The organism is Candidatus Omnitrophota bacterium (genome assembly GCA_041648975.1).
Lineage (GTDB): Bacteria > Omnitrophota > Gorgyraeia > 2-01-FULL-45-10 > 2-01-FULL-45-10 > JAQUSE01.
This window is the reverse complement of sequence record JBAZNZ010000007.1, coordinates 19382-33656: the sequence shown is the minus strand read 5'-3', so window position 1 is coordinate 33656 and position 14275 is coordinate 19382. Positions and strand designations below refer to the sequence as shown.

9 protein-coding genes and 1 riboswitch are annotated in these 14275 nt (G+C 50.3%); all 9 genes read right to left on the bottom strand.

The window, feature by feature from the left end; translation table 11 throughout:
* Nucleotide 1: 1 nt before the first annotated feature.
* Nucleotides 2-1060, bottom strand: coding sequence for an asparaginase (locus WC592_03165; GenBank protein MFA4981451.1), 1059 nt, complete (start codon nucleotides 1058-1060; stop codon nucleotides 2-4).
* A gap of 36 nt (nucleotides 1061-1096) precedes the next feature.
* Nucleotides 1097-2782, bottom strand: coding sequence for an aspartate-alanine antiporter (gene aspT / locus WC592_03160; GenBank protein MFA4981450.1), 1686 nt, complete (start codon nucleotides 2780-2782; stop codon nucleotides 1097-1099).
* Entirely contained in the window at nucleotides 2772-4388 is a 1617-nt protein-coding gene (locus tag WC592_03155; protein ID MFA4981449.1) for a bifunctional aspartate transaminase/aspartate 4-decarboxylase, read from the bottom strand. Before WC592_03155 ends, aspT begins: the two co-directional genes overlap by 11 nt.
* Before the next feature lie 217 nt (nucleotides 4389-4605).
* On the bottom strand, nucleotides 4606-6300 hold the full coding sequence (locus WC592_03150) for a formate--tetrahydrofolate ligase (protein ID MFA4981448.1): 1695 nt from the start codon (nucleotides 6298-6300) through the stop codon (nucleotides 4606-4608).
* A 30-nt stretch (nucleotides 6301-6330) separates the two neighbouring features.
* Nucleotides 6331-7068 carry a pyruvate formate-lyase-activating protein gene (gene pflA, locus WC592_03145; protein MFA4981447.1) on the bottom strand — a complete coding sequence of 246 codons (738 nt, stop codon included), beginning with the start codon at nucleotides 7066-7068 and terminating at the stop codon, nucleotides 6331-6333.
* Complete coding sequence (gene pflB, locus WC592_03140) at nucleotides 7055-9265, bottom strand: formate C-acetyltransferase (GenBank protein MFA4981446.1); 2211 nt, start codon at nucleotides 9263-9265, stop codon at nucleotides 7055-7057. Before pflB ends, pflA begins: the two co-directional genes overlap by 14 nt.
* A 33-nt stretch (nucleotides 9266-9298) precedes the next feature.
* Nucleotides 9299-9379, bottom strand: a riboswitch (ZMP/ZTP riboswitch).
* Nucleotides 9380-9456: 77 nt separating this feature from the next.
* Complete coding sequence (locus tag WC592_03135; protein ID MFA4981445.1) at nucleotides 9457-10899, bottom strand: glycoside hydrolase family 130 protein; 1443 nt, start codon at nucleotides 10897-10899, stop codon at nucleotides 9457-9459.
* On the bottom strand, nucleotides 10896-13175 hold the full coding sequence (locus WC592_03130) for a glycosyltransferase family 4 protein (protein ID MFA4981444.1): 2280 nt from the start codon (nucleotides 13173-13175) through the stop codon (nucleotides 10896-10898). Before WC592_03130 ends, WC592_03135 begins: the two co-directional genes overlap by 4 nt.
* Nucleotides 13176-13316: 141 nt before the next feature.
* Entirely contained in the window at nucleotides 13317-14273 is a 957-nt protein-coding gene (gene hflC / locus WC592_03125; protein MFA4981443.1) for a protease modulator HflC, read from the bottom strand.
* Nucleotides 14274-14275: the final 2 nt, after the last annotated feature.

Below are 14275 nucleotides of genomic sequence, written 5' to 3'. Positions count from 1 at the left end.
GTTAGCGCTTAAAATACGTCTTGATTTTGGACACGTCGCCTTTTTCTTTGGCTATCGCCAGCATTAGAAGAAGGCGCGCCTTAGCGCCGGTCAGGTCGCCGCCCAATATGGCGCCGTTTCGTTCGAGGGTCTCGCCGCCGCCCTGGTCGCCGTACATGGGCCAGACACCTGTATGATAAACGCTCGTGGTTATTACAACAACTACGCCTTTGGAGATAGCGTATTTAACGGCTTCATAAACTTTCGCGTTGACGTTGCCCGCGCCGACAGCGTCTATCACTATGCCTTTAGCGCCGTTGTCCGTCGCAAAGCGCGCTAGCGAGCCGTCATCTCCTGCAAATGTGCTAAGGAAAGTCACATTTGGTAATTTATCGGGAAGAGGAAGTCTCTGCCGCGGAGGCGCGTCATTATAACGGATGACCTTTCCCATCGCTATGTACCCCAGATAACCCTTCTCCCCTGAATCGAATGTCTGCACATTGGTCGAATTGGTCTTCACCACGTTTCTCGCGGAATTGATATACTGGTTAAGCGTTACGGTAACGCCGAAATCTTTCGCCTCTTCCGAACAGACTTGCGTTACAGCATTCAGGATGTTCGCCGGCCCATCGGGCGATACATCGGAGGCGTCGCGCATCGCGCCTACAAATACTACAGGCTTGTCGCTCTTTAAGGTAAGGCCGAGGAAGTATGCCCCTTCAGCCATCGTATCGGTGCCATGGGTAATGACCGCCCCTTTTACCTTAGGGTCGACGAGGCGCTCATCGACAGCCTTAGACAAATTTGACCAGATCTCGGGCGTCATCTGTGAGCTATCTATATTACATAGATTTACTACCTCTATATTGGCGGTCTTGCCTAACCCCGGAACGGCTTCTATGAGGTCCTTGCCGGATACTGCGGGGACCGCGCCGCCTGTTTTCGGGTCTGTCTTCTCGGCTATAGTACCGCCGGTCGTTACTATTACCACAGTAGGTAATTCCGCGTAAGAATAGGCGGCAAAAACTGCCAAGGCCGCTATACACGAGATCGAAAGCGCTATGCGTCTAAGTGTCTTCATAACTCCTCCTTCTATCCATTATCAGAATTGCCGCATCTACATCATACTTACTATAATTGTCCCCCAAACCGTCAGGATGACATTCGCAAACGCGTATGGGGCGGCATATCCCAATACGGCAAGAGGGCTTCCGGACGCTTCGATTATCGCGTTAAGCGAGGCTGTGCAGTTATGCGAACCTGTCCCCGCGCCCAACAGCAGTATCGGATTCATCTTCAATACCTTTAACCCTAAAAACAGAAGCACTATTATAGGCAGAGTCGTTACAGCTATCCCTCCCAAAAATACCGAAAGGCCTGTCGTCCTTATCGCGTTCAGCGCCTGCGGTCCGGCAGAAACTCCCACGCATGCCACGAAAAGATTTAATCCCAGATCGCCCAGTATCCACTGCGCGCCACCGGGTATCTGTCCGAATGTGGGATGCATCGACCTGAGCCATCCGCATAAAAGCCCTGCGACAAGAACTCCGCCGCCCGTACCCAGCGTAACCGGAATACCACAGACAGGAACAACGATGAGCCCCAACAGAGTACCCAGTATGCAGCCAACCGCCACAGTGACAAGGTCGGTGACGGTAGTCGGCCGTTCGGCGTATCCCAGGAACTTAACAGCCTTTTCGACGTCATCCTTGGCTCCGACGAGCTGCAGTATGTCGCACTTATGCACCACTGTGCCGGGTATGATCGGCAGTTCGTGGCCCTGTCTGGTAGCCTTGCGCAAAAATATCCCGTGCGCAAGCTTTAGTCTTCCCAGCTCCCCGAGTGTCTTGCCGGCAACCTCTTTATTCAGAATGCAGACATCCATGATCTCGCCAACCACGTCGATAACAGCCGCGCGGTCGACCTCCGGCCCTAGCAGCTCATCTGCATGCGTCAGCTGTGCGGTAGCTCCCAGCACGAGGAGAGTGTCCTCGCGCGCCACAACCGTTTCAGGAGCGCACTCGATGACATTCCCGCCCCTTTTTATCTTGTCTATCGCGACCCTCGCGGGGAAAAGCGCCTCAACCTGGGAAATACTCTTCCCTATTATGGCGCCGTTGAGGGCCGTATAAGCCCTCATATCGAGCCGCGCGGTCCATGAAAATTCCCCCTGGCTATCCTCATCCGACTCCGCGGCCCCCATCTGCTCTTCCAGTTTTTTCGCTTCAGCTTTTAGGTCTATCTTAAAGAGGACAGGCGCCATCTTTATGAGGACTATTGTGCCGGCCGTGCCGAATATATACGTGATCGCGTATGCGACAGCCATATTCGAATCGAGCGTGTTCTTCGCTTCCGCTGTAATGCCCAGGTGTTTAATGGCGTCCCCTCCGGTGCCAAGGGCGGCGGAGGTAGTCATCGAGCCGGCAAACATACCTGCGGTGGTTCCTTTGTCCAAGTGTGCCATCTTACCTATAACGATGGTCGTCGCGAGCGCCGTTATAGCCACCGCAATCGTCAGCCAAAGATAATTCATTCCCTGCTTCTTGAGCGAGCCGAAGAACTGCGGCCCGACCTTGTAGCCTACGGTAAATATAAATAGCGCGAAGGCTATATTCTTCACTATAGACGGTACCGTTATGCCTACCTGGCCTACGACAATGGCGGCAAGTAATATAGACGCGGTGGAACCGAGAGAAAATCCGAATATCTTAAATCGCTTGCCTGCGAAATAGCCTATAGCAAGCGCCAGGAATAACACTATTTCCGGATTGGCGCGCATCAGATCCGCAATATCACGCAGCATGGGTCCTCCCCTCCGTCTTTTGGCTCGACATCTGCCATACATGGTGGTACTCCGCAAGAAGCTCGCTTATTCCTTTGCCGATCGCCTTGTACGCGTCGTCGTCGAGATTGGCTAAAGATACCCTGACCGACATGTTGGGCGCGTCGAATCCTCCGCCGTCCATCAATACGATCGACTTTTTCGAGGCGAGGCACCACACGAAATCTATCGGCTCGTGGTTCTTAATAAGGTACGCGGCGAAGTCCCCGCCGTATCTCGCCTTCGCGAGCTCCGGGATATCGATCGTGGTGTAGTAGTGCGCGTCGTATAAATTATCAGGATACGGCGTCCCGAGAGATGTATACAGGTCCTTGAACCGCCTCGTCACGATATCCTGGGCCATCTTTTTGTAATCGCCGCTTTTATTCGTAAGGCAGTGCAGCGCGAACATCACCATCATCACCTGCTGGGGCGTCGAAAGTCCCGCTGTATGATGAAGCGCTACCGACCGTGAGTCGGCTACCATGCGGTCAATCAATTTCATGTGGTCCGGATCCAACTCCACGGCGCAGTAACGGGCATGGAGCTCTTCCTTTTCGGCCGCCGGCAATGCCGCTATGCGCTTATCGAAAACGTTATCCTCGTGTATGCCTATGACCCCCAGGCGCCACCCTGTAGCGCCGAAATATTTTGAAAATGAATAGACGAGGATCGTGTTATGCGGAGCCGCCGCGGCCAGCGATTTGAAACCGTTGACGAACGTACCGTACACGTCGTCGGTAAGCACTATAAGATCTTTTCTGCGGTTCTTCACGAGTTCTGTTATCTTATCGAGCGACTTCTGCTGCATGCTGACGGACGTGGGATTGGATGGGTTGACCAGGAAGAACGCCTTTACCGCGGGATCGGCCAGTTTTTCGATCTCCGAATCGGGATATTGCCAGTCGGAATTTTCATCCTGTTTGATCTCTATCTCTACAAGCTCATAATCGTTAAGCCGCGGTATTTCTATATACGGCGTGAAGATAGGAGTGCCTATCGCGATCTTATCGCCTTTATGGATCAATCTGTTTTCCGACAGGCTTGTAAATATATAATCCATGGCAGCCGTGCCGCCCTCTGTAGCAAAGAGATCGAATTTCCCTACGGATGCGCCGCCGAACATCTCCTGTTCGAAATATTTATGGACTATCCTTTCGCATAGTTCAAGCATCCTGTCCGGCGTTGGATAGTGGTCGCCGAGTACGGCGTCCACCATCTCGTTAAGAAAGTCATCCCCTGCTATTTTCAGCTCTGCGCATGCGTAGCTGAAGACGCCGTCGAGAAACGCAATCCCAGGCTTGCCGGAGTTCTTAGTGAGAAAGTCTTTGAATCTTTTTGAAAGTCCCTCTTTTTGCGCTACGGACCCGAGCCCGGGCCTGTGCGGCGACCTCTGGGACTCCTCCAGAGCGAACATGCCGAATTGGAAGAACCCTTCTCTGGGCTCTATGGCAACCCAGTTTGGATTTCCCCTTCCGGCATTTAACATGATCCTCTCGCGGCGGCATTGCGCCATGGCCATCAACTTATTTTTGAGCTCAAATGGGCTAAGCGCCTCATAACCTTTTTCCTGGTCCGAACGTTTCATATTTACCCCCAAGTTTATTCAGCCACAGAGTTGGCTAAGTGCCGAGGTCTCCGACCGAGGCCTTTCCAATAAAAAAAAGCGGCTTAAGTATTAAGCCGCTTAAAAAATTAATCGCGCAACTATTGCCTTCTTCCATCGCATCTTCCTTTTATAGCTGAATTAATTAATTATACCTGCGATGTTGCATAAAGTCAAATTTATCACCTACTCTTATGCTTTAAAATAACCCGACCACATTACCGTCCTCATCCAGGTCTATATGCGCCCCCGCAGGATCCGATGGCAGCCCCGGCATAGTGCGCATCTGGCCGCACAAAGGATACAGGAAACCGGCGCCCGCCGCCACCCTTATATCGCGGATAGGAACGGTAAACCCCGCGGGTTTGCCCTTTAATTCAGGATCATGAGAAAGAGATAGATGCGTCTTTGCCATGCAAATGGGGAGTTTGTCATAACCCAGTTTAGTATAAAGCGTTATCTTCTTCACTGCCTCAGGAGAATATTCGACATGCGCCGCGCCGTAAACACTCTTCGCTATCCTTTCGATCTTTTGTTCGATAGAATCATCTAGCGAATACAGGAACTTAAAATGAGAAGGCTTGTCGGCGGCCTTTACTACCGCCCGGGCCAGATCTATCCCGCCCTGGCCGCCCCTTGCCCACACGTCGCTTACTACAGCGTCATCGGCTCCGGCGGCTAAGGCCTTCTTCCTCACCGCTTCTATCTCTTTATCCGTATCGGTAGTGAATCTATTTATCGCCACTACCGCAGGCAGGCCGAATAGCCGTATATTTTCAATATGCTTCTCCAGGTTTACCGCGCCCTCCTCGATCGCCTCGATATTTTCCCTTAACAGATCTTCGCTCAAAGGCTTTCCTGCCGCCACTTTAAAGCGCCCGCTATGCATCTTCAGCGCGCGGACAGAACAGACGATTACCACCGCGCTGGGCACCAGAGCGCCGATGCGGCATTTAATATTAAAAGCCTTCTCCGCGCCGCAATCGGCTCCAAAACCGCTTTCCGTAACCACATACTCGCTCAGTTTGAGCGCCATCCTGTCGGCGATGATAGAGTTATTCCCGTGGGCAATGTTAGCAAACGGCCCCGTGTGCACAAAACACGGAGTATTTTCGCTCGTCTGCATCAACGTAGGCTTGATAGCGTCTTTTAAAAGCACAGCCATCGCCCCCGCCACTTTCAGATCCTCGGTAGTAACCGGCTTCCCGTCATAGGTAAAGGCGACTACTATCCTGCCTATACGCTGCCGCAGATCTTTAAGATCGCAGGCCAGAGCCAGGATCGCCATGACCTCCGACGCGACGGTAATATCAAAACCGGTTTGGCGCGGGACACCGTCTTCCTTAGACCCCTGGCCTATCGTAATGTTACGCAAAGACCTGTCGCTGACGTCCACGACCCTCCGCCAGAGTATCGCCGAAGGGTCTATGTTTAATTTGTTACCACGGAAAAGAGAATTATCGAGGAATGCCGCGCAAAGATTATGCGCCAGGCCGACCGCATGCACATCACCGGTCAAATGCAGGTTGAAATCCTCCATCGGCACGACCTGAGAATACCCGCCGCCCGCGGCGCCTCCCTTTATGCCGAAGACAGGCCCAAGCGACGGCTGCCGTATACAGGTAGAGACCTTCTTCCCTAACCTGGCCAATCCCATTGACAAACCGATCGTAGTGACAGTCTTACCCTCGCCAAGCGGCGTAGGTGTTATAGCGGTAACATCTATATATTTGCCGTCAGGATTGCCCTTTATCCGCTTCAAAATAGAGAGCTCCACCTTTGCCTTGTATTTACCGTGAAGTTCCAGTTCATCTTCTTGAATGCCTAATTTTTTTGCGATCTCCGTAATAGGTTTTAATTTCACCTCTCGGGCGATCTCTATATCACTTTTCATGTCTACCCTCTCTTTGCTTGATACGTCTATTCATTTAATAAAAGCTAAAGCCTTTTTTATGTCTCGCGCCGTTGCCGGCGGAGTATTGCCAAGCGGATATTTGAGCTTCATGTATTCCCATTTATGCTTGCCCAGGGTGTGATAAGGAAGAAACTCGAATTTTTCACAAAAGCTTAGGCCGGCGAGGATCTTCTTTAACGCCTGCATATCTTTTTTCGAATCGTTCAATTTGGGAACAAGGACATACCTGATCCAACAAGCCTTCTTCTCCGATTCCAGGATCTTTAAAAGATCGAGCACCTCGCCTAACGGCCTGGACGTTATCTTTTTATGCAATTTCTCCCGCGCGGCCTTTATATCCACGATAAAAAGATCTGTCAGCGAAATGAGCTTCCGCAATAGTTTACTGTTACGTTTATAATAAAAAGCGCTCGTATCCACCGCGGTATGTATATTATTCATTCTGCATAGCCTGAACAGCTCAACGAGAAACTCCATCTGAAGAAGCGGCTCGCCGCCCGAAACCGTAATGCCTCCGTTGGACGCTTTTATATACGGCATGCAGCGTTTTACTTTTTTGAGCGCCTCCTCCGCGCTCATATCGAAACCGCCCTTCAAATTCCATGTATCAGGATTCTGGCAATATAAACAGCCGGCGACGCACCCCTGCATGAACAGAAGAAACCGTATCCCGGGACCGTCCTGCGTCGCGAAACTCTCTATCGAATGGATCCGCCCGACGCGGGATTTTTTGCTACATTGTTTCATGGAACGTCCTTGCCAATACCTCTCTCTGCTGTTCGGGCAACAATTTGTTAAAATGGACCGCGTATCCCGACACGCGGATAGTGAGCTGCGGATATTTATGCGGGTGGCGCATCGCGTCTTTGAGCGTCTTCTTGTCGATCACGTTGATATTCAGATGATGGGCTCCTTTGATAAAATAACCTTCGAGCAAGGCCGCGAGATTGGATACCCGCTCATCCTGAGTCTTTCCTAACGTATCCGGCACGGTGGTAAATGTATTTGATATACCGTCCCTGCATTCGGAATAAGGGATACCGGCGACGGAATTCAAAGACGCTATTACCCCGCTTTTATCCCTGCCGTGCATAGGGTTTGCCCCGGGAGCGAAAGGTTCGCCTTTCTTTCTCCCGTCCGGGGTGGCCCCCGTCTTCTTGCCATACATAACATTCGAAGTGATGGTGAGAACAGAGACCGCCGGGAGAGAATCCCTGTAAAACTTATATTTTTTTATCTCCGCAAGAAATGTATTCACCAGGTCGACGGCCCGGCCGTCCACCCTGTCATCATCGTTCCCGAAAGCATAAAAATCTCCGGTTATCTTAAAATCTGTCGTAAGGCCTTTATTGTTACGAACAGACCTGACTCTGGCATAGCGGATAGCGCTTAGCGAGTCGGCTACGACCGACAGGCCCGCGATACCGAATGCCATATAACGCGTCAGCTCCGTATTTAAGAGCGCCATCTGCGATCTTTCATAATAATACCTGTCATGCGAAGAATGGATGATATTGAGGGCCTGGACATATGTCCTGATCGTCCAGCGCAGCACCTGCATGTATCGCTGTTTTACCTCATCGTGGTCCAATATAACGGAGCTCATCGGCGCTATCCCCGGGACAACTTTTTCTCCGGTGATCTCGTCGGCGCCTTCGTTTAACGCGTATAGTAATACTTTAGCGAGATTGCACCGCGCTCCGAAATATTGCATCTCGCTCCCGTTCTTTAACAGGGATACGCAGCATGAGATGCTGTAATCGTCTCCTCCTATCAATCGCATCAGATCATCATTCTCATACTGGATAGAGCTCGTGGTGATAGATACCCTGGCGCAGAACCTCTTAAAATTATCGGGAAGCCTGGAAGACCACAGGACAGTAAGATTAGGCTCGGGCGCGGGCCCTAAATTGTATAAAGTCTGCAGGAACCTGTAAGACGTCTTTGTGACCTTATGCCTTCCGTCTATGCCTACCCCGGCGATACTCTCCGTTATCCATACCGGGTCCCCGGCGAATATCTCATCGTATGACTTCGGCCTAAGGTGGCGCACCATGCGCAGCTTTATCACAAAATCATCTATCAATTCCTGCGCCTTCTCTTCGGTCAGCAACCCCCGGTTAATATCTCTCTCAATATATACGTCAAAAAAATTACTCACGCTGCCTAAGCTCATGGCGGCCCCGTCCTGCTCCTTTATGGCGGCAAGATACGCGAGATATACCCATTGGATAGCCTCTGCCGCGTTCTCTGCCGGCCTATTCAGGTCGCAGCCGTAAGACTTGCCTAACTCCACGATATCTTCTAAAGCGCCTATCTGGTCCGCTATCTCTTCCCTTAATTGTATCGCCTCCTGGGAAGAATAGTCCTCGAATGACTCTTTATCGTGTTTTTTCACTTTTATAAGCTTCTCTATACCATACAACGCTACTCTCCTGTAATCGCCTATTATCCTCCCTCTCGAATAATTATCCGGCAGCCCTGTAATAAGCCCGGTGCCGCGGGCCTTTAATATATCGGCGGTATAGGAATCGAAAACGCTGTCATTATGCGTCTTCCGGTATTTTAAATATATCTCTTTTACCTTGTTATCCAGCTTATACCCATAGTCCTCGCATGCTTTCTCAACTATGCGTATCCCGCCCAGCGGTTTTATCGCCCTCTTGAGCGGCCTGTCGGTCTGCAGCCCTTTAATGATCTCCAGCTTCTTATCTATATAACCGGGCTTATGGCTTGTTATCGTCGATACGGTCGATACGTCGATGTCATAGACGCCGCCGTTCTTATGCTCTTTTTCGAAAAGCCTAAGACACTTCTGCCATAGCTTTTTGGTCCTTGGGGTAGGGCCGCACAGAAATGATTCATCGCCGTCATACGGCATATAATTCCTTATGATAAAATCCATTATGTCGATCGTCTTATCCCATCGTCCTCGTATAAACATATCATCTCCTCCAAAAAAGATAAACGCCCGGATCCTTAAAACCCAGGCGTTCGATTTTGCATATTCGCGCTCCCGCATGGTTACCCATGTCTACCGCCAGTCGCGCTATTTTGGACCAGAATTGTAGTCGTATCTTACCAGATAATCAAAAGACTGTCAACGAAGATATAAATTCGTCATTTATCCATCCCCTAAGATAATCTGTCTAAAATCTCGCCGAGCGATATCAACGCGATAGTCGTTTGTTGATCGGATAACGCGTAAGGGATAATAAGCATATCGCTGTGGACTATGGCGCCGCATGAATAGACGACGTTCGGAACATACCCGGAACGGCTTTTATTTTTCCAATGAATAAGCGGTTCTCTCAATCGGCCGAGTACGCGCGAGGGATCATCGCGGTCAAGCAGGGCCGCGCCGATAGAATATTGACGCAGCGGGCCGACGCCATGAGTTAAAAGAAGCCATCCGCGTTCAGTCTCTATGGGAGAACCGCAATTCCCGATTTGCACGAACTCCCAGGGGTACGAAGGCTCCATGATCGCGGCGGCTTCATGCCAGAAATGGATATTGTCGGAATACATGAGGAAGATCCTCTCATTATCGTTCCTGGAGATCATCGCGTAACGGCCGTTTATCTTGCGGGGAAATAAAGCCATCCCTTTGTTAAGGGCCGCGGTGCCGTTCAGGGTAATCATCTTAAAATGAATAAAATCTTTTGTCTCCATGATCTGCGGAAGGATGACCCTCCCGTCATACGCCGTATAGGTGGCGTAGTATTTTATGCTTCCGTCATCGCCCTTGAACAAAACGAAACGCGCGTCCTCCATACCGTTTTGTTCGCTGGGCGAGAACGGGAATAGGACGCGCTCTGAAAGCGTAAATAACGGATCGAAGGCGGCTTCGTAATTACACCGCGCGAGCCATAGGACTTTTTCACAGGTAAGCCTGTCTGTAGGAGTTACCGGATTATGCCCGGCGATATAGGCATCTACCTTATCCTGCAGCTCGGCCAGGGTAAACTCAAGCCCTAACGGGGCCGTAATATATTTTGAGCAATCGTTCTCCAGTCCCATTTCATAAAGTTTTCCGTTGAAACATATCTTGTCGTAAAGGGCGTTCGGTTTCGGTTGGGCGGTGCAGGCAAAATCGGAATCCTCATCGATCGATATAGACCCCTTTTGGCCTACGACCCCTGAGCGGAATGCCAGCGCGGATATATGCCCTTCGCCTGTCGCGCGCAAAGTTATAATTACTCGTAACGAACCGCGGGAAACGCCGGACTGGTCTGGATGCTCGACGATAGAAGGATTGAATAAAGCGGTTGATTCATATGAACGCTCACCGATAAAGTACGCCGCTATAAGAAGCTTGCGCGCTTTGGAAGGCAAAAAACCGGAAGGCATGTATGCGCGGACGACCTCAAATTGGCGCTCGAGCATTGTATTAAAATTACGGTGCCGGCCTGAAAAATTTCGCGTGACACTCTTTAATTCTTTTTCTGCGTCGGATTCGCTCAGGGCCATAACGCGTTCGACTATCCTCGGGACACGCGATTGGTCGGCGGGAATATACGGCCTTAAGATAACGCGCCTGTTGTCAGGTGAAATGACTATCCCGCTGTCTTTTATCATTCTTCCAGGGGTTCCTTAAGGCTTTCGAGAATGTTTTCCATCTGTGTCATTTCGGTCAGGGACAGAAGAAATGAAAGAGTAGATTCGGCGCCCTGGTTACAATTCACCCTGTTGATGTGAAGCCCGTCACAGCATCCGCCCGCCACCGGGTCATATAAGGAAATACCGAGATCATTGCTTCCAAGAAACCACTGAAAAGCGTTTAACGCCTTATTATACCATATCTTATCTTTTGTAATACGATAAGCTTCGAGGCATGCTGAAACGGTGGCATAGGCTTCTATCGGCTGCTGGTCAAAAGCGGGTTTAACACCGCCGCGCCGGTATTCGCCGTCGGAGCCTACCGGCTGAAAATGGCCGCGGGGCGAAGCCTGTATCTTCGTTAGCCAGTTTAAAGCCTCTATACCGGACTTGAACATCTCTTCGTTAGCGAGATCATGCCCGCTTAACAAAAGGGCATGCGGCAATTTGGCGTCGCAATATGTCAGAGACGCTTCAAACCAAAGCCAGCCCGCGTCACTGTTTGCTTTGTAAAGGTCGTGAAGCCGCGCGGCGAGTGTCTGCATATAATTACGGGCAAGCCTGTCTCCGTGAAAGCGCTGCAGATATTCATGTATCCCGAGCAATATAAAAGCCCATGCGCGCGGCGAAGTAAATGACGCCGAAGAGGTAAGGGCTTTTTCAAAAAATTCAACCGGCATCTGCGCAAATCCTTCGTTTTTGGATTGCCCGATGCAGGTGCCGATAGCCCACAGCGCCCTGCCATGGCAATCTTCGCTGGGCATCTCTTCTTTCCAATTTCGCTGGAACGTCAGAAAATTCCTGAACCGGCCGGCGCAAGGATCCCAGGCATACCTGATAAATCCAAGATAGCGGCTCGCGAGATCATTGATCTTGACCGGATTCATGGTGCCAAGATTCTCAAGCAGCACAGCGAGAATAAGCGCCCGCGCATTGTCGTCTGTGCAATAACCTTCGGAAAAGTTAGGGACATTGAACGTGGCATGCTGGAAGATCCCGATGGAATCGGTCATCCTCACAAGATGGTCCAGTTTAATGTCCGGCAATACGGGAACCTGCTGTTCAAGAGAATACATCTTTTTCTTCTTTGTCATCGCGGAAGGATGTTTCGTCCTGGATTCTTCGAAGATCGACATATATTTTGACGCCGCGTTGCTCCATATCATATCGCGGCCTAAAAGATAAGCATTCTTACGCATCATGTTGCGTTCGTTTTCATTACCGATAAGCCTTATGATCGCCTGCTCTATCGCTTCCGGATCATTAAACGGCACGAGGATACCCCTGCCGTCGCTGAGCAGTTCGGCGGCATGCCAGTATGGAGTCGAGATGACCGCGTTCCCCACTCCGAACGAATAGGCAAGCGTCCCGGAGACTATCTGCGATTCCTGAAGGTACGGGGTAATGTAAATATCGGCGAGCACTAACAGCTCTTCCAGCTCTTCGGGAGATACAAAACGGTTATGGAAAATAACATTCTTCGAGATCTTAAGCTCATCACAAAGGCGCTGCAGGAAGATCCTGTAGGTTTCACCTTCATGCCTTAACAGATTGGGGTGCGTAGCGCCGACGACTATATATACCGCATTCGGATATTCTTTTATGACTTTAGGCAGCGCGCGTAAAACAACCTCTATACCTTTGTGCGGAGCCAGGAGCCCGAACGTCAGGAGCGTGGTCTTGCCTTCGACTCCATACTGGTCTTTGTAGAAATTGGGGTCGATAAAAGAAACGTCGGGTATCCCGTGCGGGACCAGCCGTACCTTAGATTCATGCGGCTTATTTACCGCCTGAAAGATATCGACGGCTTTTTGCGTCATTACGACCGCGTAATCGGACAGGCCAAGCAATTCATCCATAACGCGCCTTTGGCGCGCCGAAGGGTTTTTCAGCACCGTATGAAGGGTCGTTATGACCGGCATCTTCAGCTGGCGCAATAACGCCAATATATAACTGCCTGCGTCGCCTCCAAAAATACCGAATTCGTGCTGAAGGCAGACAACGTCGATATCATTAAGGTTGAGAAAATCCGCGGCTGCTTTGTATGAGTCTATGTCCTGTTCCTTGATCTCGAAACGTACCCGTTCAGGATAATCGTAACCCTCTTCTATATCTGTGACAGGTATCGCGAATACCTGGATAGACGGGTTTTGAGCCGCAAACGTCTCGCATAGGTCCGTGGTAAATGTCGCTATACCGCAATGCCTGGGAAGATAATTACCTATAAACGCTATTTTTTTAATACCGTTGGCCATGATTCCTTCACAATCTCTATCCTGCGCCTATTCACCGCTTCAGTAACACGGTAACCCATTTCATAACAACGAATCCAAGATAAATCCCGATCCCGAGCAGGAATCCGATAAATACCAGCCGCACAATTATCATACTGTCCTCTATTTAAGACCTTTCAAATACCTGTAATAATCACTATCTGTGGTCAGGATTATGGTAGAACCGGCGTCAATAGTGTTTTTGTAAGTCTCTGTAGTTTTAAGGAAAGAATAAAACTCCGGATTCTGCGAATACGCCTGTGCGTATATATTGATCGCCTCGGCATCTGCCTTTCCCACAAGAGATTGAGCCTGCCTGTAGGCTTCCGAGGTGATCAGCTTTAACTCTTTTCCCGTCTGCCCCTCGATCTCGGCGGATTTCCCCTGACCCTCCGACCGATATTTCTCGGCCGCGCGCTTTCGCTCGGCGATCATCCTGTCATATACTTTATTACGCACTTCTTCCACATAATTTACCCGCTTTATGCGCACATCCTGGATCTCGATGCCGTATTGAGGGGCGAGCACCTTTGCTTTATCCAGTATCAAGCGCGTCAAATGCTGCCTTCCTACTTCAATATGTTCCATCGCCTCTTCGCTGACAATGGCGTCTTCTCCGAGCTCCTTTGTTTCTAATATGCGGTTTGAATCCCTGACCGCCTCGACTAATAAATGGTTCGTAACGGCATCGCGCGTGGCTGAATTAATGATATCGTCCAAACGGCTATTGGCGCTTAATTCGTTGCCTACGGACTGCAGGAACTTAAGGGCATCCACTATCTTCCACCGCGCCATAGTATCTACCCAGATATATTTTTTGTCTTTTGTGGGTATCTGGTTGGGATCTCCATCCCATTCCAGGAGCCTCTTTTCAAAATAATGAGCATCCTGGATAAACGGTAGTTTGAAATATAATCCCGCGGATGTTATGGGATCGCCTACAGGCTTACCGAACTGGGTAATCACCACCTGCTTTGTCTCGTCCACTATGTATAACGCGCCGCTCGCAAGCGCGAGGGCTACAAAAATAATTATTGTTGTGCTAAGCCCTAAAACTATACCTATCGCTGTGCGTTTCATTG